Genomic DNA, 22,202 nt, shown 5'->3' on the forward strand with positions numbered 1-22,202 from the left:
TTTTAGCGTTGCCTCCGTATGCCTTCGGGCAAGGGAGGATCATCCATGCCGACAGTGCTGGCCTATCAATCGCCGATCGTCGAACGCGATACGTCGGGCACCGAAGCGGAGGATGCGCTCGAACTGTCGATCGTCATGCCCTGCCTCAACGAAGCGGAGACGCTGGCGCTCTGCATCCGCAAGGCGCAGGAATTCCTGCGGACCAGCGGGATCGCCGGCGAGGTGGTGATCGCCGACAACGGATCGACCGACGGCTCGCGCCAGATTGCCAATGCGATGGGCGCCCGCCTCGTCGGGGTTGAGGCGAAGGGCTACGGGGCTGCGCTGCTGGGCGGGATCGCCGCCGCTCGCGGCCGTTACGTGATCATGGGCGATGCCGACGACAGCTACGATTTTCTTGCGCTGATGCCGTTCGTCACCGCGCTGCGCAACGGCGGCGAACTGGTGATGGGCAACCGGTTCCAGGGCGGGATCGCACCCGGTGCGATGCCGCCGCTGCATCGGTATCTGGGCAATCCGGTCCTCAGCTTTCTCGGGCGACGCCTGTTCAACGCGCGGATCGGCGACTTCCATTGCGGCCTGCGCGGTTTTCGCCGCGACTCGGTCCTGGGTCTCGGATTGCGATCGTCGGGGATGGAGTTCGCCAGCGAGATGGTAGTCAAGGCGGTCATGCACCGGCTCGACGTCCGCCAGGTGTCGACGACGCTGTCGCAGGACGGACGTAGTCGCCCGCCGCATTTGCGGACGTGGCGGGACGGCTGGCGGCATCTGCGCTTCCTGTTGACCTACGCTCCCCGGTTCCTGTTCGTTTATCCCGGCTTGCTTGCGGCGGCAGGCGGCACGGCGGGCGTCGCGGTGCTCGCGACCGGCGGTGTCGAACTCGGCGGTATCGAACTCAGCGCGACGACGATGCTGTTCGCGGCGATGGCGATGCTGCTGGGCAGTCAGCTGATCGGCTTCGGCATCCTCGCACGGCTGTACGGCGTCGCCAGCGCCTTGTGGCCGACCAGCATGCGGGTCGAGCAATTCCGCCGCCACTTCAGCGTCGAGCGCGGCTGCATCTTCGGCGGACTGCTCCTGTTGCTCGGTATGGCGGGGAGTGCAGGTCTGCTCGCACAATGGGGGCGGGCGGGATTCGGGCCGATGGAGCCGGTCCATCTCATGCGTCTGGCGATCCCCACGATGGTGGCTAGCGTCATCGGGTTGCAGACGATGTTCACCAGCTTCCTGATCGGATTGATCGATACCCGATCCGATCGCTGACGGTGCGACGGACATGAAAAAGGGGAGGATACGATCACCGTACCCTCCCCTTTTTCATGTCCGATGGTTTTTCGATGCCAGGCGGTGCGCTTCGGTTCAGCGCGAGAGCACCGTGACGAAATGCAGCCCGCGATCGAACAGCCACGAGAACGGACGGGGATACAGCGACAAGCGCGTGGCGAACCGGCTGCTGCCGAGGTCCAGCGTCCGCCAGATGTTCGTCCATTCTTTGCGCGACAGATAATTATACGGCAACCGGACGCCGTGGGCTGCGTTGCCGACCCAATCCATGAATCGCAACGTGGTGTTTGCCGCGATTCCGTCGCGCAAGTGGTCCTTGATGATGACCATCGGCGCGATACGCGCGATCTCGGCGAGGACGGCTTCGGGATCGTCGGTATGATGCAGCACGTCGACCACGATCGCGGCGTCGAACGCGTTGTCGCCGAACGGGATATGCGCGCCGTCGAAGGCGTGCACGGGTATCGCAGTATCGGGGCGCACCAGCACGTCGATGCCCTCGATCACGACATCGGGGCGCTTTTGCATGATCAGCACGGCCAGATCGCCGCTCCCGCATCCGACGTCGAGCACCCGTGCGCCGTCTGGCAGCCGTTCCGCGATCACGGCCGCCAGGCGTCGCACCCGGCGCCCGAACACCAGTTTATCATGAACTGCAGCCAGCACGTCGCATCTCCCCAATCAGAAATGCGAGCCTGCCCTCAAGTCGATGACATTTGATTAACGCGCAATGCCGAACGAGGTTGGCGACCGACCGTTACCGGTCGCGCCGCCCGAGCAATCGCAACCGCAGCGCGTTCAGCTTGATGAAGCCTTCCGCGTCGCGCTGGTCGTAGGCGCCCTGGTCGTCCTCGAACGTCACGACCTTCTCCGAATACAGCGAGTTCGGCGACTTGCGGCCCACCACGTACACGCCGCCCTTGTAGAGCTTCAGGCGGACGGTGCCCGACACCTTCGTCTGGCTGTGGTCGATCGCCGCCTGCAGCATCTCGCGCTCGGGGCTGAACCAGAACCCGTTATACAACAGCTCGGCATAGCGCGGCGCCAGCTCGTCCTTCAGATGCGCGGCACCGCGGTCGAGCGTCAGCTGCTCGATGCCGCGGTGCGCGAGCTGATAGATCGTGCCACCGGGAGTCTCGTACATGCCGCGGCTCTTCATGCCGACGAAGCGGTTCTCGACGAGGTCGAGGCGGCCGATGCCGTGGCGACGTCCGTATTCGTTGAGCGTCGACAGCAGGGTAGCCGGGCTCATCCCTTCGCCGTTGATCGCGACGCCGTCGCCGCGCTCGAAATCGACCGTGATGTACTCGGGGACATCGGGTGCGTCTTCGGGGTTCACGGTGCGCGAATAGACGTAATCCGGCACCTCGTCCCACGGGTTCTCGAGCACCTTACCCTCGGACGACGTGTGCAGCATGTTCGCGTCGGTCGAGAAGGGCGACTCGCCGCGCTTGTCCTTGCTGACCGGGATCTGGTGCTGTTCGGCGAACTCGATCAGCTTAGTGCGGCTGGTGAGATCCCATTCGCGCCACGGCGCAATGACCTTGATGTCGGGCGACAGCGCGTAATAGCCGAGCTCGAAGCGGACCTGGTCGTTGCCCTTGCCGGTCGCGCCGTGGCTGACCGCGTCGGCGCCGACCATCTTTGCGATCTCGATCTGCCGCTTGGCGATCAGCGGCCGCGCGATCGAGGTGCCGAGCAGGTACAGCCCCTCGTACAACGCGTTCGACCGCATCATCGGGAACACGTAGTCGCGCACGAACTCCTCGCGCAGGTCGTCGACGAAGATGTGCTCGGGCTTGACGCCCATCATCTCGGCCTTGGCGCGCGCCGGCTCGAGCTCCTCGCCCTGACCGAGATCGGCGGTGAAGGTCACGACTTCGCAGTTGTACGTCTGCTGGAGCCATTTCAGGATCACGCTCGTGTCCAGGCCACCGGAATAGGCGAGTACGACGCGGTTGATTCCGGCGCCGCCGGCGGGGTTGCTCTGATCGGTCACGGGCAGGATCCTTCGGGCAATATCCAATGCCCGCGCCCCTATGCGCTGAGGCGCGTTCGCGCAACCGCTGGACGCCTGACACGCGTTAATGGCGCGTACAACCGAATCCCGCTATTCGCGCCGCACATCCAATGGAGTGTCCCGACCGTGCTACGCCAAAGCCTCACCCTTCTCGTTCTTGTCGGTCTCGCAACCCCGGCGCTCGCGCAGGAAACGCGCGCCTCGGCCGCCGCCAAGTTCAAGACCGAATTCGCCGCATCGGATACCAACAAGGACGGCGTCCTTACGCGCGCCGAAGTGCTGGCACGGATCGACAACATGAAGGTCGGGGCAGGGCGTCCCGATCCCGTCCATGCCAAGCGCCTCGCCGACCTGTGGTTCACGAGCGCGGACAAGAACAAGGACGGCAAGGTCACGCAGGCCGAAGCACAGGCGCTGCTCGCGGCGACGTTCGCGAAATACGACGCGAACCACGACGGCAAGATCGGCGGCGACGAGCGCGCCGCGGCCAAGGCGCAGATCCAGGGTCCGCGTTAAAGCGCAACCGATCCCCCTCCCTGGAAGGGAGGGGTTAGGGGTGGGTCGGCCGGTTTTGCAGGCGCCGCCCATCCCAAGCGGCCGACCCACCCCCAGCCCCTCCCTTCCAGGGAGGGGAGCAGGTCAGCTCTCGCGCAACGCCCGCTCGCCTTCGATCATGTAGTCGCGAGTCAACGGCAACGTCATCCGGCTCTTCGACAGCTGGATTTGGTAGTTGACCATCCCCCCAGTCCGGAACGCCGCCGCAGCGCCCGCCAGATAGAACGTCCACATCCGATAGAACCGCTCGTCGTACAGCGCGACGATCGCGTCCTTCGCCGCCACCGTCCGATCATACCATTGGTTGATCGTCAGCGCGTAATGGACGCGCAGCACCTCGATATCGGTCGGGAACATCCGCAACCCCTCATACCCCTTCACAATCTCCGACAGCGCTGGATTATAGCCGCCCGGGAAGATGTACTTGGTCGTGAAGGTGTCGGTGACGCCAGGCCCGCCCATCCGGCCGATCGTGTGGAGCAGCATCACGCCGTCGTCGGTCAGCAGGTCGCGGCATTTGCGGAAGAACGCCTTGTAGTGCGCCGGGCCGACATGCTCGAACATCCCGACCGAGACGATCCGGTCGAAACTGCCGGTCAGCGCGCGGTAATCGATCAGCTCGAACGTCACCTTGTCGGCAACCCCGGCTTCCTGCGCGCGCCGCCGCGCGACCTTCAACTGCTCTTCTGACAGCGTCACGCCGAGCACCTCGGCCCCGGTCTTGGCATGCAGGTACAGCGCCATCCCGCCCCAGCCGCAGCCGATGTCGAGCACGCGCATGCCCGGCTGAATCGCCAGCTTGGCGGCGATGTGCGCCTTCTTGTCGGACTGCGCCTGCTCCAGGCTATTGCCCGGATCGGTGAAGTAAGCGCACGAATATTGCCGGTCCGCGTCGAGGAACAGGTCGTACAGCCGATCCGACAGGTCGTAATGATGCGCGACGTTCTTCTTCGACCGGCGCGCCATGTTCACGCGATCGACGCGGTGCACCACCTTGTCGAGCAGCTTGATCGGCAGCGACGGATTGAGACCACCGCCACGCTCCCACGGGCTGTTGCCCTTGAGCAGATTGACCAGGTCGCGAATGTCGCCGCGTTCGATCACCAGGCGCCCGTCCATGAACGCCTCCGCCGCGCCGAGCGCCGGGTGGCGGATGATCGCCCCCGCAACACCGGGCTCGGTCAGTCGGATCGTGACGGGATTGTACGCGGGGTCGGGCTTGCCGAAATGCTTGGTTGTGCCGTCCGCGTGGATAAGCGTGAGTTCGCCGGTTTTAACCTGCCGCGCCAGGAAACGATCGAAAAGAGCCATGCCGCGTTAGCTAATGACTGGTACGGAATTGCGCCACCCCTCGGCGCGCTTCAGATCCCCGCGTACCAGTCATAATCCACGTTATCTTCCCAATAGCCCCCTTTGCCCTTCCCGATCCCGGCGAGGCTGGCGACCGCGTCGATCGCCATGACGTATTTGGCGTGCTTGTAGCCGAGCTGCCGTTCGACCCTGAGCCGGACGGGCGCGCCGTGCGCGACGTCGAGCACCTGATCGTTCAGCGCCCAGGCGAGAATCGTCTGCGGATGGAACGCGTCGACCAGATCGACCGACTCGTAATAGTTCGCGCCGCGGTAGAGGTCGGCGCAGGTGAAGACGATATAGCGCGCCGTGTCGCGGATCTTCGCGGCGGTCAGCAGCGCGCCGAGCTTCGGCCCCTGCCATTTGCCGATCGCGCTCCAGCCCTCGACGCAATCATGCCGCGTGATCTGTGCTCGCGACGGCATCTGGCGGAGTTGCGGGAGCGAGACCGACAGCGGGTTATCGACCAGCCCACCGACCTTCAGCCGGTAATCCGCGAAGTTGTTGACGACCATCGCGGTATAGTCCGCCGTCCCCGGATTGCTCGTTCCGTTCGAGCGGAAGATCGGCGACATCTGCGCAGGGCTGAACTCGGGCGCCAGCGCGTTGCGGTTGGTCAGCGCGCGCTGCAGCCCGCGGTTCATATCCTCGCCCATGAACAGGATCTTCCGCGCCTCGGGGTTCGCGGCGATCTTGTCGCACCCGGTCAGCAGAACGCCCGCGCCGACCGCGGCACCCGTGACAAGCGCACGGCGGGTGATGATCGTGCTCATGCGACGTCCTCCTCGGCATGAGTGGGTACGGTCCAGCGCCCGGTAATCATCGACCGCACCTCGTTCCACGTCCCCGCGAGGATCACCAGCGCGAGATGCGCGACGATGAACAGCACCAGCCCGGAGGCGGCGATGAAGTGGATCGAGCGCGCCGACTGCCGCCCGCCGAACACCTCGAGCAGCCACGGCCACGCCGCATCCATCCCAGGCGACATCGTCAGCCCGGTCAGGATCATCACCGGGATCAGCACGAAGATCGTCGCCACGTACGACAGCTTCTGGAGGATATTGTACGCGCCCGGTCGCTTCGGATCGTGGAAGCGGAACGCCAGATGCTCCTTCACGTCGTGGGCGATCTCGCGCGGCGAAAGCTCGGCAGCGCGGACGCGAAGGTCGCGCTGGAAATGCTTGTTGATCAGGCTGACGATCATGAACCCGAGCAGCGCGAACGCCAGCACCAGCGCGAAGAACAGGTGCCAGCGCCGCGACAGCGCGAGGTTGTAGCTCGTCGGGATCGTCAGCAGGTTGAGCAGCGACACCAGCCAGCTCGGCCACTGGTCGAGCGTCGTCCACGCGGTATCGAAATTCGCGCCGTACCGGCCCCAATACAGCCGCGGATGCGCCTTGAGGATGCCGATCCCGCTGCCGATCATGATGAACATCGTCACCACCGTCACCCAGTGCCAGACGCGTGTCGCCAGTTTGTGGCGCTTGATAATCGGGATGGGTAGGGGATCGTTCATGCTCGACCTTCGCTCTAGGCAGTCGAAACGTTGCATAGCAGGGATAAGCGTATGACCGAATGGCATTCTTACGAGCCCACGAACGGCCATCGCCTGCCGCACGATCCCCTCAACGCGATCGTCGCGCCGCGGCCGATCGGCTGGGTGAGCACGTTGTCCGCCGACGGTGTGGCGAACCTCGCGCCGTACAGTTTCTTCAACCTGTTCAACTATAGCCCGCCGCTGATCGGCTTCTCGTCGATGGGGTGGAAGGACAGCGTCGCCAATATCGAGGCGACCGGCGAGTTCGTCTGGAACCTGGTATCGCGCGACCTGAGCGAGGCGATGAACACGACCGCCGCGAACGTCGCGGCCGACGTCGACGAGTTCGCGCTGGCCGGACTGGAGATGGCCGCCTCGACCAAGGTAAAACCGGCGCGTGTCGCCGCGTCGCGCGCGCAGTTCGAGTGCAAGCTCACCCAGCTGATCCGCCTGGAAACCAAGGAGGGCCGCGAACTCGACCAATGGCTGGTGCTAGGCGAGGCGGTCGCGATCCACATCGACGCCGGCATGCTGGCGGACGGTGTATACCAGACCGCCCGCGCGCAACCGATCCTGCGCGGCGGCGGTCCTGCGGATTACTTCGAGATCACCGAGGACGCGCTCTTCAAGATGCGCCGGCCCGGCTGATACCTTCTTCCGTCATGCCGGGCTTGTTCCGGCATCCACGGCACCGCGCGATCGAGGGACGTGAGTGCGCTGAACCGTGGACCCCGGAACAGGTCCGGGGTGACGGAGGTCAGTGGTACGCCCGGTAGAAGAACACGATCGTCGTCGTCGCGGTCACGAACAGCGTCCAGGCGCGGATCACGCCGTCGGGCAGCTTCCGTCCGAACCGCGCGCCGAAATACCCGCCGACCACGCCGCCCCCCATCATCGGCAGGCACAACGTCCACGCGACCATGCCCGTCGCCGCGAACACGATCGTCGCCGCGGCATTCGCGGTCGCCAGCATCAGCGTGCGCGGCGCGGCGAGCTTGGCAGGCGACGCACCGGACAATAATCCCCACGTCGCGGTCAGCATCATCCCGACGCCGCCACCGAAATAGCCGCCATAGATCCCCAGCAACGTCTGCGCGGCGATCAGCGAGCGCGACCCGATCGCAACGCGGGCGTGGAGCCAGGTCGAGGCGGGCTTGCCGAACGCGATCGCCAGCGTCGCCATCAGCAATAGCCACGGTACGATCACGTCGAACGCGGTCGCCGGGGTGAAGAACAGCAGCAGGCTGCCGACGAGCCCGCCGACGAACGTGATCCCCGCCAGCGTCCGGATACCGACGCCGCCGACCGGCCCCAGATCGCTGCGATACGCCCATGCGCTCGCCATCGCCGCGGGCTGCACCGCGACGTTGCTGGTCGCATTGGCGATCGGCGAGGGCAGGCCGAGCGCGATCAGCGACGGCATCGTCGCGAAGCTGCCGCCGCCCGCCAGCGCGTTCATCGCGCCGCCCAGCATTCCCGCCCCCGCCGCCAATCCCAGCGAACCCAGATCAGACAAAGGCGGCATCAGCCTCGGCAGCGGCCTCGCGATCGATCTGCGCGCGGCTCTTCTTCTCCGACGCGGTCTTCAGCTGCCCGCACGCCGCATCGATGTCGCGCCCGCGCGGCGTCCGCACCGGCGCCGAGATGCCAGCACCGAACACGATGCTCGAGAACGACTTGATCCGCTCGGGCGTCGAGCACTCGTAGGTCGCACCCGGCCAAGGATTGAACGGAATGAGGTTCACCTTCGCCGGCAGCTCGTACTTCCGCAGCAACCGGACGAGTTCGCGCGCATCGTCGTCGGAGTCGTTCTTGTCCTTGAGCATCACATATTCGAACGTGATCCGCCGCGCGTTGTTCGTGCCCGGATAATCCGCGCACGCCTGCAACAATTCCTCGATGCCGTACTTCCGGTTGAGCGGCACGATCTCGTCACGCACTTCCTTGGTCACCGCGTGCAGCGATACGGCCAGGTTCACGCCGATCTCCGCCCCCGCGCGCGCCATCATCGGCACCACGCCCGACGTCGACAACGTGATCCGGCGGCGGCTGAGCGCGAGCCCCGCGCCGTCCATCACCAGCTTCAGCGCATCGCGGACATTCTCGAAATTATACAGCGGCTCGCCCATCCCCATCATCACGATGTTGGTGAGCATGCGGCCCTCGGGTTGGCTCGGCCATTCGCCCAGCGAATCGCGTGCGAGCATCACCTGGCCGACGATCTCGGCGGGCGTCAGATTGCGCACCAGCCGCATCGTGCCGGTGTGGCAGAAGGTGCAGTTGAGCGTGCAGCCGACCTGGCTCGACACGCACAGCGTGCCGCGATCCGCGTCGGGGATGAACACCATCTCGTAATCCTGCGCGTCGTCCGACCGCAGCAGCCACTTTCGCGTGCCGTCGGTCGACACCTGCGCCTCGACCACATTGGGCCGGCTGATCACGAAGCGCTGCTCGAGCCACGGGTGCATCGTCTTCGAGATATCGGTCATCGCCGAGAACTCAGTCGCGCCGCGATTATAGATCCAGTGCCACAGCTGTTTCGCACGCAGCTTGGCCTGCTTCTCCTCGAGCTGCGACGTCTCCAGCGCCATCCGCAGATCGGCGAGCGACAGCCCGAGCAGGTCGATCCGCCCGTCGCTACGCGGCACGAAGCTGCGGGGAACGGGCACGGGATCGATGTGCCCGGGGATGGGCATGAGGTTCGCGGCGGTCTGCATGCGCGAGCCCGTAGCGGAATTTTCGTGATTTTTCTACTGGCTGCGGGATGAGTCTGTAGGCCGTCCGTTGGATTCCATCCTTCGCCAGCAAGAACACCACCCCGGCGAAGGCCGGGGCCCAGTTGGGGGACGAAGATGGTGCAACTCAGCCCGTAGTCGCGACCACCTTTCCAACTGGGCCCCGGCCTTCGCCGGGGTGGTACCAGTGGGTGGGAGGCTCGCCCGAAGTTTCACCCCCCGCTACACGCCAACACAGCCGCATCGATCGCCGTCGCCGCCCCCGACAGCGCATACACATCGACGAACGGCCGCCCCCCGACACCAACCGCCTCGACACTCATACTCCGCCCCGACCGCATCGCCGCCACGATCGCGCGATCGCCAGGCGCATCACCAGCCCACGCATCCAGCCCGTTCGCCACCAACGCGAATCGCCGCTCGCCCACCGTCAGCGTCACCCCGGCCGACCGATCGCGCTCGCGGCTCAGCCGCACATACAAGGATGCGTGCAGGCCGCGCTTGGGCCACGTCGCAACGCTCGCAAATCCCGACGAACGCCCCCCCGCCATCACCGGCCGCGCGATCGCGAAACAGCGGTCGGGCGAGGCGTCGCGGAAGGCGCCCCAGCTCTTGTAGATGCCGATGATGTCACGCGCCACCGCGGGAGCTGCACCCGCAAGCAACCCCACCGCCAACGCCAGGCGCAACACGGCTCCCCTCCCTGGAAGGGAGGGGCAGGGGGTGGGTAGGCCCGCTCGAGCCCCATCGGTTCGAACATGGGGAAGCCGACCCACCCCCAACCCCTCCCTTCCAGGGAGGGGGGCAGAAGTGCTTGAGCCCGATGAGAGACCTTCGACCCACGCGAATTTCACGCCGGAGCGAATCCCGTACCCCGATGCGGCACCGTCGCCCGTCCGTTCTCCACCAGCGTGACCGACCCTTGCGGCAACCCCTTCGCAACCGGCGCGCCGAGCACAGGATCGACCACCGCCCCGGTCATCACCCCCAGCATGACCCGACTCGAAATCCCGTGCATGATCACCAGTCGATCACCCGGATCTTCCGCGGTATCCGCCAGCCAACCACCAACCCGCGCAGCAATCTCTGCATACGTCTCGCCATCCGGCGCAGGCTTCAGCGTCCCACCCGGCAGCATCACCGACCCGACCTCGTCGACGACGTCCGCATAATAGCGCCCGCCCCACGATCCCATGTCGATCTCGACCAACCGGGCATCGGTCCGCGCATCATGCCAATCCAGCTCCAAATGCTCGCAGATCACCGCCAGCGTCTGCAAGGCCCGCCCGGTCGGCGACGCCCAAAGCGTCAGCGCCGGCTTGACCCCCAGCACGCCACGCAACGCCCGCCCAAGCTCGTCCGCCTGCGCGAACCCAGCGCGCGTAAGCGGCGTATGCGCCGCATCCCCCTGCAACCGATGCGCCGCATTGAACACGGTTTCGCCGTGCCGCGCGACGAAATCGCGACCCTTGCGCACGGGCGGCTTTGCGCTTGATCGGGCGTCGCCTTCACCCTGCCGTTGGCTTGGAATCATAGCCCGCGTTTCAACCCCCTGTGGCGCAAAAGCAACGGATTTCCCTGTTTATCTGGGGTTCATGCAACGCCCGCGCAGTTGGTCCATTGGAGCGGTCCGCCCCGCGTTTTGGGGCGCCAGATCAGTAAGGAGTAACCCAATGCGTACGCTCATCGCCGTCTCGCTGCTCGCCACCACCGCAGTGGCCGCACCCGCCCTCGCGCAGACCAACCCGACCTTCACCGGCCCCCGCGTCGAGGCCACGCTCGGCTACGACCACACCGGCGCCGGCAGCAGCGTGTCCAACAACAACGGGCGCGACGACCAGAAGATCGACGGCCTGCTGTACGGCGGCGGCATCGGCTACGACATCGCCACCTCGAGCAATGTCGTGCTCGGCGCAGAAGCCGAACTGACCGGCTCGACCGCGAAGAGCGACCGCAATGACTATACCAGCGACTTCGGCTACGGCCGCGTCAAGCAGGGCCGCGACATCTATGTCGGCGCGCGCGCAGGGTATGTCGTCACGCCGACGACGATGCTCTACGTCAAGGGCGGCTACACCAACTCTCAGCTGAACGTCCTCGCCGGCGACACCAGCCAGTCCACCGACACCAACTTCAAGCTCAATGGCTGGCGCGTCGGTGCGGGCGCCGAGCATGCGGTCGGCCCGAACAGCTACGCCAAGCTCGAATACCGCTATTCGAACTATGAGCGTGGCAACATCGATTATGCGAATGGCGGCACCAGCGGGCGGTTCGACGTCGACACCGATCGCCACCAGGTCGTCGCCAGCTACGGTTTCCGCTTCTGAGTCGGTTAACCCTGAATTTACCTGCATGATCGAAGGGTCGGGGTGCTTGCCCCGGCCCTTTGTTGTTGGGTAGGTAGGTTTGGAGTTGCCCCCGGTATCGAGTCAGACCGCGGCGGCATGGGGGATTTTCATGAAGGCGACGATCGAACGCGCAACGCTCCTCAAGGGGCTGAGCCATGTCCAGTCCGTGGTGGAGCGGCGCAACACCATCCCCATCCTGTCGAACGTGCTGATCGAGGCGACCGCCGAGGGCACGCTCAAGCTGATGGCGACCGATCTTGATCTCCAGATCAACGAATCGATCGCGGCGGCGGTCGACCAGCCCGGCGCGACCACCGTGTCCGCGCACACGCTGTTCGACATCGCGCGCAAGCTGCCGGAAGGCTCGCAGGTCCAGCTCGCCGCGTCGGAAGGCCGGATGAGTATCGTCGCAGGCCGCGCGCGCTTCTCGCTCGGGACGCTGCCGCGCGACGATTTTCCGGTGATCGCCGAGGGCGAACTGCCGACCCAGTTCGAACTGCCCGCCGAGACGCTCAAGCAGATCATCGACAAGACGCGCTTCGCGATCTCGACCGAAGAGACGCGCTATTATCTCAACGGCATCTTCCTGCACGTGGCGGACGGCGACAGCTCGAACCCGGTGCTGAAGGCCGCCGCGACCGACGGCCACCGCCTCGCGCGCGTCACGCTGCCGCGTCCCGAGGGCGCCGAATCGATGCCCGACGTGATCGTGCCGCGCAAATGCATCGGCGAGCTTCGGAAACTGCTCGACGAGGTCGACGGCTCGGTCGGCGTCTCGCTGTCGCCGACCAAGATCCGCTTCGACCTCGGCCAGGCGATCCTGACCTCGAAGTTGATCGACGGTACCTTCCCCGATTACAGCCGCGTGATCCCGACCGGCAACGACAAGATCCTCAAGATCGACCCGAAAAGCTTCATGGAAGGCGTCGACCGCGTCTCCACGATCGCGACGGAGAAAACGCGCGCGGTCAAGATGGCGCTCGACCGCGACAAGATCACGCTGTCGGTCACATCGCCCGAAAACGGCACCGCGGCGGAAGAAGTCCCCGGCGATTATGTCGCGCTCCCGTTCGAGATCGGCTTCAACAGCCGCTACCTGATGGACATCCTCGCGCAGATCGACGGCGACATGGTCGAGGTGCACCTCGCCGACGCCGCCGCCCCGACGCTGATCCGCGAGAACGACAAGTCGCCCGCGCTGTACGTGCTGATGCCGATGCGCGTGTGATTCGGTCTGCCTGTCGCGCCGTGGTATAGCGGCGCGACAGGCAGGAACCGGATCATGGACTCGATCAACATCGCGGATCTGAAAGACGAACTGGGCACGCTCATCGACCGGCTCGAAGCGGGCGAAGCCGTGCAAATTACGCGCAACGGCCAGCCCTTCGCCCGCGTGACCCCCGAGGCGCCGCCGTTGCCACGCCGCAAGCCCATCGACGTCGACGCGCTCGAAGCGCTGGCGAAGTCGCTGCCTTACGATCCGACATCTGCACGTGACTTGGTCCGGCAGATGCGCGACGCATCGCGGTATTGACCCTCTACTGCGACACGGCGGTGATGGTGTCGGCCTTCACCGCCGAGGCGCAAAGCGAGGACGTACGCGCATGGCTATCGCGACGGTCTGATACTCTGGCGGTCAGCCATTGGGTCATCACCGAGTTTTCCGGTGCGCTTGCGATGAAACGACGATTGGGCGTCATCGACACCGCTGGTTGGAACGGTGTGATGAAGGCGTGGCAACGGTTTTGCGCCGGGGAACTTCACGTGGAGTCGGTCACCGAAACCGATTTTGCGTTGGCGGCAACGTTGCTCGATCGCGGTGATCTGAAGCTGCGCTCCGGAGACGCCCTTCACCTCGCGATCGTCGTAGCGCGCGGTTGGTCCTTAGCGACACTCGATCACGACCTTACGCAGGCGGCCACGCAAATGCGCGTCGACGTGGATACCGTCCTCGATTGACTCCTCGCCCGTGGCTCAATACTAACAGCAATGTCAGTAAGGAGTCGACTCGATGGCGAAGCTTCCTCCGTTTCCCGGTACGACCGGTCGTCGCGATTGGCGTACGGCGTTCGATGCGATCAAGAAATTGCTCGCGAACGGCGACGACACGACACAGGTGTTCCGGATCATGCGCGCGCTGAACGTCGGCAATGCGCCGATGAACTACGCGCGGTTGATCGCTACCGAGCAGGGCGGGCGGATCGCCTATGACCGCGTCGAACTGGCGCAGCGTTTCTCCGACCCCGCGTTCGTCGCCAGCTTCGCGCCCGGCACGGTCGGGGCGGCGTATCGCACTTTCCTCGAGACGACGGGCTATTCCGCGGACGGCTTGGTCGAGGTCTCGCGGCTCGTGCCATCCGAGGACGATCTGGCGCATCCCTATGCGTGGTTCGGCCGGCGGGTGCGCGACACGCACGACATCTGGCACGTGCTGACCGGCTACAAGGCGGACGAGAGCATGGGCGAAGCGGCACTCGTCGCGTTCAGCTATGCGCAGGTCGGCGGGCTCGGCTGGGCGCTGATCGGCTCGGCCGCGGCGCTGAAGAGCATGCGCGTCACCGGCAGCAAGCTGTTCGCGAAGGCGGTCTGGGAAGGCTATCGCAATGGTCGCAAAGCGAAATGGGTATCGGGCGAGGATTATCTCGAACTGCTCCACGAACCGCTGGAGGCCGCGCGCGAGCGGCTCGGGATCGTGACCCCGGTCGCGTATCTGCGAGCGCAGCGCGAACTTGGGCCGGCGCTGGCATCGTATCTGAGCACGCAGAAGGCGGCGACCGCGACGGCCGCACCCGCGATGGCGCCGGAGCGGATCGCCGCCTGACGCGAGGCTCGATAGCGCATTGGGCTCGATAGCGGACTGGGCGTGTCGCTAGCGCGGTTGTGATCGGATCGACCCCTCACCCCGTTCGTGCTGAGCGAAGTCGAAGCACCGGCGCTTCCGCCATGCCCTTCGACTTCGCTCAGGGCGGACGGAAAAGGGCGATGCAATCGGTTTCGAAACTGCTCTAAGGCCGAGGTAATGCTCTCGCGCCTCGTCCTTACCGATTTTCGCAATCATGCCGACCTGACGCTGACGCCGGGACCAGGGTTCGTCGTGCTGACTGGGGAGAACGGCGCGGGCAAAACGAATATCCTGGAGGCGGTGTCGCTGCTCGCCCCCGGCCGCGGGCTGCGGAGAGCCGCACTCGGCGAGATGGCGCGACAAGGTGGGGCAGGCGGCTTCGGCGTAGCGGCCACGCTGTTCCCCTCCCGCCTGCGGGAGGGGTTAGGGGAGGGCGCGACGTACGTACTGGCGTCCGCTCCCGAGGAAAGCTCGCCCCTCCCCCGACCCCTCCCGCAAACGGAAGGGGAGTCAGAAGCACAGGGGCTGATACAGGCTCCAGCCGAAGTCGACGTCGCAACCGGCACGCTCGCTTCAGCCCCCGAACGCCGCATCGTCCGTATCCAGGGCGCCACCACCACCGCCAACGCACTCGCCGAGTGGCTCACGATCCTGTGGCTCACGCCCGCAATGGACCGCCTGTTCGTCGCCCCCGCGGGCGAACGCCGCGGCTTCCTCGACCGCCTCACGCTCGCGCTCGCCCCGAGCCATGCCCACCACGCCGCCCGCTATGACGCCGCGATGCGCGCGCGAAACCGCCTGCTCGCCGACGAAGGCCGCCCCGACGGCGACTGGCTCTCCGCACTCGAAGCGCAGATGGCCGAGCACGGCGCCGCGGTCGATGCCGCCCGGCGCGAGACCGTCACGCTGCTCGGGACGAGGCTTGCGCATCAAGACGACAGCCTATTCCCCCGCGCCGGCCTGACACTCGAAGGCTGGGCCGGCGACACCACGCGCCTGCAAGCCGACCTCGCCCAGGGCCGCGCGCGCGATGCCGCGGCCGGGCGCACGCTCGGCGGCCCCCACCGCGTCGACCTGATCGTCACGCATCTCGACAAGGCACGCGCGGCCTCGCTCGCCTCGACCGGCGAGCAGAAGGCGCTCCTGCTCGGCATCGTCCTCGCGCATGCTGATCTCGTCGCCGAGCGAACCGGCCAGCCCCCCGTCCTTCTCCTCGACGAAGTCGCCGCGCACCTCGATCCCGCTCGCCGCGCGGCGCTGTTCGCCCGCCTCGCAGGCCGCGGCCAGGTGTGGATGACGGGCACCGAAGACGCGCTGTTCGACGCGATCGGCCCCCGGGCAACGCGGATCGCGGTCGGGCGTTAGGCTGAACGCGCGCTGTCGAGCAGGCTCACCGCGCGTTCAAGCGGGCGCGGGCAAAGCTCCGTCCATCGAAGACACGGAGAGATGATGATGACCCGGAAATTCACGCGCGCAGCCCTTGGCGTCCTGATGGTTGCAGCAACCACCGCCCCTGTTTTCGCGCAGGTCCGTGACGGAGGACGGCCCGAGGGGCGCTACGATATGAGCCGCGCGCCATGGTTGCGCCCCGGCTATCGTCTGGAAGGCGCAGGCGTTCCGGTGCTCTTCCCCGAACTGCGCAATACGCGGCGCGGCATTGCGTTCGTGATGCCGAACTTCGATGCGAACGGCGATGGCCGGATCAGCCCGCGGGAAGCCGACGACGCCAACCGCGAATTTGCGCGCATTGCAGGCCCCCGCCGCGACCGCTTTGACTGGGATGCATACGGCCGTGACCCGCGCGGCTATCGCGGCGACCGCGGCGGCACGACTGTAGTCGAGACCACCACGACGTGGGATCGCGGCGCCATGCGCAACTACGGCTTCCGCCAGACCCCGCGCGGCGCGACGTTGACGCTGCAGGAGGACGTGCTGTTCCGCACCGACAGCGCCGTGCTGCGTCCCGGAGCGATCGAGAAGCTGCGGCCGCTCGCCCGCTACCTGCGCGGCAACCCCGGCGTCCGCGTCGCGATCGACGGCTTCACGGACTCGCGCGGGACGGACGCGCATAACCAGGACCTGTCCGAGCGTCGCGCGGCAAGCGTCCGCCAGGCGTTTGACGACATGAACGTGGTGCGCGCGCGGTTCAGCGTGGTCGGCCACGGCGAGCACGACCCGGTAGCGACTAACGCGACGCCGGCCGGCATGCGCCTGAACCGCCGCGTCGAAGTGACCCTGCTGGGGCAACGCGCCGACCGTTTCTGAAGACTAGCTCCCTCGCCCCTCCGGGGAGAGGGAAGGGGCCCGCGGCCCTTGCCGTGGGAAGGGAGAGGGGAGTGAGGCTCGGGCACGCACCCCAACTCCCCCTCACCCTCCCGTCGCCTCCGGCTCCTCCTTCCCTCTCCCCAAGAGGAGAGGGACACGCCCGCCTCCACTAGATTGTACCAACCCGGCGAAGGCCGGGGCCCAATTGGGGGACATTCCTGACGAAGCGCAGTTCGTCGTTACTGCGACCTTTCCAATTGGACCCCGGCCTTCGCCGGGGCGGTGCAAGGGCGAGCCGCTGTCCTACACAGCCAGACCCTGTCACCATCCCCGCATGGCGCTCCGAACCTCCGCGAACCGACACGCCCGACAATCGAAGTGCACACCCGCACCAAAACGCTCCCAGCGTCTGCACTTCCTATACTTCACTCGCCGGCACCCCAGCCCCGCAGGCCATTTCGCTTCCGTTTCGGCCCCCGAATGCCTATATACTCGGCATGGCATCCAACCCCGAAACCAACAATCCCAACCTCCCGAACATGGGCGACTATGGCGCGGACTCGATCAAGGTCCTGAAGGGCCTCGACGCGGTCCGCAAACGCCCCGGCATGTACATCGGCGACACCGACGATGGTTCCGGCCTCCACCACATGGTGTTCGAGGTCAGCGACAACGCGATCGACGAGGCGCTGGCGGGGCATTGCGACCGGATCGACATCGTCCTCAACGCCGACGGCTCGGTCTCGGTCACCGACAACGGCCGCGGCATCCCCACGGGCATCCACACCGAGGAAGGCGTGTCCGCAGCCGAGGTCATCATGACCCAGCTCCACGCCGGCGGTAAGTTCGAGAACACCTCGGACGAGAACGCGTACAAGGTCTCGGGCGGCCTGCACGGCGTCGGCGTCTCGGTCGTCAACGCGCTCAGCGAATGGCTCGACCTGACGATCTGGCGCAACGGTGAGGAGCATTATATGCGCTTCGCGTTCGGCGACGCGGTCGCGCCGTTGAAGGTCGTCGGCCCCGCCACCGAAGGCCAGAAGGGGACGCGCGTCACGTTCTTCCCGTCGCCGGCCACGTTCAAGATCACCGATTTCGACTTCGACAAGCTCGAACACCGCTATCGTGAGCTCGCCTTCCTCAACTCGGGCGTCCGCCTGTTCCTGAGCGACGCACGCAGCGAAGAGCGCAAGACCGTAGAACTGTATTACGAGGGCGGAATCGCCGCGTTCGTGAAGTATCTCGATCGCGCCAAGCTTCCCCTGATGCCCGAGCCCGTTGCGATCAGCGGCACGCGCGACGACGTCACGATGGACGTCGCGCTCCAGTGGAACGACTCGTATTACGAAAACGTCCTCGCCTTCACGAACAACATCCCGCAGCGCGACGGCGGCACGCACATGGCCGCATTCCGCGCCGCGCTGACCCGCACGCTCAACAACTACGCCGAGAAATCGGGGATGTTGAAGAAGGAAAAGGTCCAGCTCACCGGGGAGGACATGCGCGAGGGGCTCACCGCGATCGTCTCGGTCAAGCTGCCCGATCCGAAGTTCAGCAGCCAGACCAAGGACAAGCTCGTCTCGTCCGAAGTCCGCCAGCCGCTCGAAAGCCTGATGGCCGACAAGATGGCCGAGTGGCTCGAAGAGAATCCCGCGCACGGGAAAGCGATCGTCGCCAAGATCATCGACGCCGCCGCCGCGCGCGAAGCCGCCAAGCGCGCGCGCGAACTGACGCGTCGCAAGGGCGTGATGGACATCGCCTCGCTGCCCGGCAAGCTCGCCGACTGCCAAGAGCGCGATCCCGCCAAGTCCGAACTGTTCCTGGTCGAGGGTGACTCGGCAGGCGGCTCGGCAAAGCAGGGCCGCGATCGCCATTTCCAGGCGATCCTCCCGTTGCGCGGCAAGATCCTCAACACCGAGCGCGCGCGCGAGGACCGGATGTTGTCGAGCCGCGAGATCGGCACGCTCATCACCGCGATGGGCACCGGCATCCGCGACGACTTCAATGCGGACAAGCTGCGCTACCACAAGATCGTCATCATGACCGACGCAGACGTGGACGGCGCGCACATCCGCACGCTGCTGCTGACGCTGTTCTACCGCCACATGCCCAAGATCATCGAGGGCGGGTATCTCTACATCGCCCAGCCGCCGCTGTATAAGGCGACCAAGGGCCGGTCCGAGGTGTACCTCAAGGACGACGCGGCGCTTGACGAATATCTGGTCGATGCGGGCGTCAATACGATGGTGCTCGACGGTCCCGGCGGCGGTCGTTCGGGGCGCGACCTGAAGGATCTGGTCGATCACGCGCGCCGGATGCGGACGCTGATGCGCTACGTCCCCAAGCGCTACGATGCCGGGATGATCGAGGCGCTCGCGCTCGGCGGCGTGTTCGATCCCGAGGCGTCGGTCGAGGATCGCACGTCGCGGCTGCAAGTCGTCACGCACCGTCTCGAACTCGACGACGGCGATGCTCGTTGGACCGCGGTGCTGACCGAGGACGGTGGCATCCATTTTCAGCGTGCATGGCGTGGCGTCACCGATCACCACATCATCGAGGCCAGCTTCCTGGTGTCGGCCGAGGCGCGCAAGCTGCACGCGCTGTCGGGCGAGCATGCCGAAAGCTATGCCCACACCTCCAACCTCGTCCCCGCGAGCAAGGCCTCGCAGGCCGAAGAGCCCGAGGCTGAAGAGGGTGCGGAGGCCGGTGCCGGCGTGATCGGCTCGGTCACCGCCGTCGCCGCACGCGGCTCGACGCAGGTCTCGCGCCCGAGCCACCTGCTCGACGCGATCCTGACTGCTGGGCGCAAAGGTCTCGCGATCCAGCGCTACAAGGGCCTTGGCGAGATGAACGCGGAACAGCTCTGGGAAACCACGCTTGACCCGTCGGTCCGCTCGATGCTCCGCGTCACTGCGGTCAACGCCGAGAGCGCGAACGAGATCTTCACCCAGCTGATGGGCGAAGTCGTCGAACCCCGCCGCGAGTTCATCCAGGACAACGCGCTCAACGTCGCCAACCTCGACGTCTGAGCCCCGAGCCTTAGCCCGAGAACGGAACATCGAGGGTCCAACCGCGCTTGAACGCCGTCTATCAATGGAGTGATACGCATGGCCGAAGACCGGTTGGACATCGATATGAAGACCCTCGAAGACAATAGCGACCTGCGTCAGGTCGAGTTCGAGGGCGAAGTCAGCGAAGAACGCTATCAGTTCGCGGTGCAGTACGACGTGCTCGAAGCTTTGAGCACGGTGGCACCAGAGGGTGATGCGGTGGCGATCTTCCGGCAGCATCTCGACGAGATCGCCGATCTGGGCGTCGTCGCGCTGGCCCGTGATTCCGACCAGGAGATCGTCGTGATCAGCGAGAACGATCTGGACTGACGGTTGCCTGAGGCGCGGCCTTGCGGGCGTGCCGGCCTCGCCAGACGCGGATCGCGGTGATCACCAGCGCCGCGACCGCAACCAGGATCGCCACGCCGACGAGCTTCTGCTTCGGCATAACCTTGTCGACCAGCTCGATCAGCCCGTCGCCGAACACATAGCCGATCGCGGTAAAGACCACGCCCCACACCAGCGCGGAGATCGCGTTGAGCACGACGAAGGTGCGTGCGGGAATATGCGAGGTGCCGATAGCAATCGGGCTGATCGTGCGCAGGCCGTACAGGAACCGGAAGCCGAGGATGAAGATCGTCGGATGTCGGTCGAGCGTGTCGAGCGCCTTGGCGAAAGCGGGTTTCTCGGCGATCCGGCGGACCCGCTTGGTGTCGCGATAATGGCGGCCGGCGAAGAAGAAGAGCTGGTCCGCGAAAAACGACCCGGTCACCGCTGCCATCGCGCTGCCGGCCAACGGCAGCATATGCTGGTGCGCGAGCAGCCCGCCGGTGACGACGCTGGTCTCACCCTCGAACGCAGCGCCGAGGAAGATCGCGGCGAGGCCGTACTGCGAAATGAAGCTTTCGATCGACATCCGCCGCACTTGCCGGACCGCACCGGGTTTGACCAGCCGTCGCTATCGGCCGAGATAATCCATCTTGCCGATCGGCACGCCGCGCATCCGCAACAGCGCGTAGGCCGTTGTAATGTGGAAATAGAAATTGGGCAGGACGAAGCGGAGCACATAGCTCCGGCCGGTAAAATCGACGCTGCCACCCGACGTGACGAGCGTAACGGGAGCGTCTTCCTGGTTGTCGATCGCGGCGCGGGGAACGGCGTCGAGAAACGCCAGCGTCGCGGCGATGCGCTGCTGGAGCGCGGCGAAGCTGGTCTCGTCGTCCGCCATGGCGAGGTTGGGGATACCGCCGATCCGCACCATCGCGCCCTTGGCGGTGTCGCTCGCGCGCTGCACCTGCGCGGTCAGCGGCGCCATGTCGGCGACCAGGCGGGTGTCGAGCATGTCTGCTTCGGCGATGCCGTGGTCGCGGGCGTATTTCTCGCCAGCGGTCAGGATCGTGGAGAGGCTGGCAAAGCCGCGGCGAAAGGCGGGGACCGTGAGGTCGTAGAGGCTGGTCATGCGGTCAGGCTAGGCGCGCTATTCAGGCGGGTCGAGCAGGAACGCGGCCAGTGCGCTCCACGCGGGTTGCTTGGCCGCGAGCCCGACGGTGTGGAGCGGACTGCTCGACGGAAGCGCGACGATCTCCGCGCCGATAAAGTCCCGGCCTAACAGCATCATACCCTGCTTCAGCGCGGTGCCGCCGTTGAACGCGATCGCACGGAGATCGGGGAGGGTGGCGACGAGGCTGGCGATGTCGTTGCCCTCGATATCGGCGATCGCCGCATCGGTGCTGCCAGCGCGGCGGGCCGATCCGATCACGTCCCACAGCGCGACTCGGTGCGCGCGCAAGGTGGCGAGACGATCGTCATAGTCTAGCGCGGGAAGGTCGCGACCGACGACGGGCGACATCAGTTGCCAGAACTGGTTCTGCGGATGCGCATAATAACGCTGTGCGGCGAGCGAGCGGTCGCCAGGGAGACTGCCGAGGACGAGCAGGCGCGCGTCGGGGGCGACGATCGGGGGGAAGGAGTGCTTGAGGGACATAGGGGGTCTTTAGTGAGGATAGCTTTCCGTTCGACAACCCCCATCCGTCATCCTGACGAAAGTCAGGACCCAGAGCCGCGAAAGTCACCGTTCGTAACCCTGGGTCCTGACTTTCGTCAGGATGACGAGGCTCTGCGCTGTGGATCGCTATCGCATCCGTCCCTCTGGTCTTTGATCCCCACAGGCAAATCGATCCGCCACCAAACCCCGGTGATTGCGCATAATCCCGCAT

Annotated in this window: 24 protein-coding genes; 12 read left to right on the forward strand and 12 right to left on the reverse strand. The window is 65.9% G+C overall.

Annotated elements, in window-relative coordinates; genetic code table 11:
* The first annotated feature begins 45 nt into the window (after positions 1 to 45).
* Positions 46 to 1,263 (forward strand): glycosyltransferase family 2 protein, encoded by a 1,218-nt coding sequence (locus tag ASG20_RS15140; protein ID WP_082470996.1) that lies wholly within the window; start codon positions 46 to 48, stop codon positions 1,261 to 1,263.
* A gap of 96 nt (positions 1,264 to 1,359) precedes the next feature.
* Here ASG20_RS15140 and ASG20_RS15145 read toward each other — a convergent pair whose 3' ends face one another.
* A complete protein-coding gene (locus tag ASG20_RS15145; RefSeq protein ID WP_056054492.1) occupies positions 1,360 to 1,950 on the reverse strand; it encodes a class I SAM-dependent methyltransferase in 591 nt (196 codons plus the stop codon).
* 91 nt (positions 1,951 to 2,041) lie between these two features.
* Entirely contained in the window at positions 2,042 to 3,283 is a 1,242-nt protein-coding gene (locus tag ASG20_RS15150; protein WP_231420560.1) for an argininosuccinate synthase, read from the reverse strand.
* Between the two features lie 147 nt (positions 3,284 to 3,430).
* Between ASG20_RS15150 and ASG20_RS15155 the strand changes: the two genes are divergently transcribed.
* Positions 3,431 to 3,820, forward strand: coding sequence for an EF-hand domain-containing protein (locus ASG20_RS15155; RefSeq protein WP_056054495.1), 390 nt, complete (start codon positions 3,431 to 3,433; stop codon positions 3,818 to 3,820).
* Between the two features lie 123 nt (positions 3,821 to 3,943).
* On the opposite strand, the gene ASG20_RS15160 is transcribed toward ASG20_RS15155, so the two are convergent.
* Genes ASG20_RS15160 through ASG20_RS15170 form a run of 3 tightly spaced genes read right to left on the reverse strand, consistent with a single transcriptional unit; the run spans position 3,944 to position 6,725 of the window.
* Complete coding sequence (locus ASG20_RS15160) at positions 3,944 to 5,170, reverse strand: SAM-dependent methyltransferase (protein WP_056054498.1); 1,227 nt, start codon at positions 5,168 to 5,170, stop codon at positions 3,944 to 3,946.
* 50 nt (positions 5,171 to 5,220) lie between these two features.
* The gene (locus ASG20_RS15165) at positions 5,221 to 5,982 is read right to left on the reverse strand and encodes a molybdopterin-dependent oxidoreductase (RefSeq protein ID WP_056054501.1); all 762 of its coding nucleotides are present in this window, start codon (positions 5,980 to 5,982) and stop codon (positions 5,221 to 5,223) included.
* The gene (locus ASG20_RS15170; protein WP_056054504.1) at positions 5,979 to 6,725 is read right to left on the reverse strand and encodes a cytochrome b/b6 domain-containing protein; all 747 of its coding nucleotides are present in this window, start codon (positions 6,723 to 6,725) and stop codon (positions 5,979 to 5,981) included. The genes ASG20_RS15165 and ASG20_RS15170 overlap by 4 nt, the downstream gene beginning before the upstream one ends.
* A gap of 51 nt (positions 6,726 to 6,776) precedes the next feature.
* Between ASG20_RS15170 and ASG20_RS15175 the strand changes: the two genes are divergently transcribed.
* Positions 6,777 to 7,394 (forward strand): flavin reductase family protein, encoded by a 618-nt coding sequence (locus ASG20_RS15175; protein WP_056054508.1) that lies wholly within the window; start codon positions 6,777 to 6,779, stop codon positions 7,392 to 7,394.
* 109 nt (positions 7,395 to 7,503) lie between these two features.
* On the opposite strand, the gene ASG20_RS15180 is transcribed toward ASG20_RS15175, so the two are convergent.
* From ASG20_RS15180 to ASG20_RS15195, 4 genes are all read right to left on the reverse strand, one after another.
* Entirely contained in the window at positions 7,504 to 8,271 is a 768-nt protein-coding gene (locus ASG20_RS15180; RefSeq protein ID WP_056054511.1) for a sulfite exporter TauE/SafE family protein, read from the reverse strand.
* Complete coding sequence (gene rlmN, locus ASG20_RS15185; RefSeq protein WP_056054514.1) at positions 8,255 to 9,463, reverse strand: 23S rRNA (adenine(2503)-C(2))-methyltransferase RlmN; 1,209 nt, start codon at positions 9,461 to 9,463, stop codon at positions 8,255 to 8,257. Before rlmN ends, ASG20_RS15180 begins: the two co-directional genes overlap by 17 nt.
* Before the next feature lie 230 nt (positions 9,464 to 9,693).
* Positions 9,694 to 10,170, reverse strand: a complete 477-nt coding sequence (locus ASG20_RS15190) for a hypothetical protein (protein ID WP_443025953.1) — start codon at positions 10,168 to 10,170, stop codon at positions 9,694 to 9,696.
* Between the two features lie 161 nt (positions 10,171 to 10,331).
* A complete protein-coding gene (locus tag ASG20_RS15195) occupies positions 10,332 to 11,015 on the reverse strand; it encodes a histidine phosphatase family protein (protein WP_056054519.1) in 684 nt (227 codons plus the stop codon).
* 139 nt (positions 11,016 to 11,154) lie between these two features.
* Between ASG20_RS15195 and ASG20_RS15200 the strand changes: the two genes are divergently transcribed.
* From ASG20_RS15200 to ASG20_RS15240, 9 genes are all read left to right on the forward strand, one after another.
* On the forward strand, positions 11,155 to 11,808 hold the full coding sequence (locus tag ASG20_RS15200) for an outer membrane protein (RefSeq protein ID WP_056054522.1): 654 nt from the start codon (positions 11,155 to 11,157) through the stop codon (positions 11,806 to 11,808).
* Between the two features lie 130 nt (positions 11,809 to 11,938).
* Positions 11,939 to 13,057 carry a DNA polymerase III subunit beta gene (dnaN, locus tag ASG20_RS15205; protein ID WP_056017955.1) on the forward strand — a complete coding sequence of 373 codons (1,119 nt, stop codon included), beginning with the start codon at positions 11,939 to 11,941 and terminating at the stop codon, positions 13,055 to 13,057.
* 54 nt (positions 13,058 to 13,111) lie between these two features.
* Entirely contained in the window at positions 13,112 to 13,363 is a 252-nt protein-coding gene (locus ASG20_RS15210; RefSeq protein WP_056054526.1) for a type II toxin-antitoxin system Phd/YefM family antitoxin, read from the forward strand.
* Entirely contained in the window at positions 13,360 to 13,788 is a 429-nt protein-coding gene (locus ASG20_RS15215; protein WP_056054528.1) for a type II toxin-antitoxin system VapC family toxin, read from the forward strand. Before ASG20_RS15210 ends, ASG20_RS15215 begins: the two co-directional genes overlap by 4 nt.
* Positions 13,789 to 13,840: 52 nt before the next feature.
* Positions 13,841 to 14,650: a Coq4 family protein gene (locus ASG20_RS15220; protein WP_056054531.1), complete on the forward strand. Its 810-nt coding sequence runs from the start codon at positions 13,841 to 13,843 to the stop codon at positions 14,648 to 14,650.
* A 198-nt stretch (positions 14,651 to 14,848) separates the two neighbouring features.
* Complete coding sequence (locus tag ASG20_RS15225) at positions 14,849 to 16,036, forward strand: DNA replication/repair protein RecF (protein WP_056054534.1); 1,188 nt, start codon at positions 14,849 to 14,851, stop codon at positions 16,034 to 16,036.
* A gap of 87 nt (positions 16,037 to 16,123) precedes the next feature.
* Positions 16,124 to 16,936, forward strand: a complete 813-nt coding sequence (locus tag ASG20_RS15230) for an OmpA family protein (protein ID WP_231420559.1) — start codon at positions 16,124 to 16,126, stop codon at positions 16,934 to 16,936.
* Between the two features lie 497 nt (positions 16,937 to 17,433).
* Positions 17,434 to 19,965, forward strand: coding sequence for a DNA topoisomerase (ATP-hydrolyzing) subunit B (gene gyrB, locus ASG20_RS15235; RefSeq protein WP_056054539.1), 2,532 nt, complete (start codon positions 17,434 to 17,436; stop codon positions 19,963 to 19,965).
* 78 nt (positions 19,966 to 20,043) lie between these two features.
* Complete coding sequence (locus ASG20_RS15240; RefSeq protein ID WP_056054542.1) at positions 20,044 to 20,316, forward strand: DUF1488 family protein; 273 nt, start codon at positions 20,044 to 20,046, stop codon at positions 20,314 to 20,316.
* On the opposite strand, the gene ASG20_RS15245 is transcribed toward ASG20_RS15240, so the two are convergent.
* The 3 genes from ASG20_RS15245 to ASG20_RS15255 are packed head-to-tail and all read right to left on the reverse strand — an operon-like array spanning position 20,294 to position 21,970.
* On the reverse strand, positions 20,294 to 20,902 hold the full coding sequence (locus ASG20_RS15245) for a DedA family protein (protein ID WP_056054544.1): 609 nt from the start codon (positions 20,900 to 20,902) through the stop codon (positions 20,294 to 20,296). The two genes, ASG20_RS15240 and ASG20_RS15245, sit on opposite strands and share 23 nt — an antisense overlap.
* A gap of 42 nt (positions 20,903 to 20,944) precedes the next feature.
* Complete coding sequence (locus ASG20_RS15250; protein ID WP_056054546.1) at positions 20,945 to 21,445, reverse strand: DUF1993 domain-containing protein; 501 nt, start codon at positions 21,443 to 21,445, stop codon at positions 20,945 to 20,947.
* A gap of 18 nt (positions 21,446 to 21,463) precedes the next feature.
* A complete protein-coding gene (locus tag ASG20_RS15255) occupies positions 21,464 to 21,970 on the reverse strand; it encodes a DNA-deoxyinosine glycosylase (protein ID WP_056054548.1) in 507 nt (168 codons plus the stop codon).
* Positions 21,971 to 22,202: the final 232 nt, after the last annotated feature.

The organism is Sphingomonas sp. Leaf198 (assembly GCF_001424005.1).
Lineage (GTDB): Bacteria > Pseudomonadota > Alphaproteobacteria > Sphingomonadales > Sphingomonadaceae > Sphingomonas.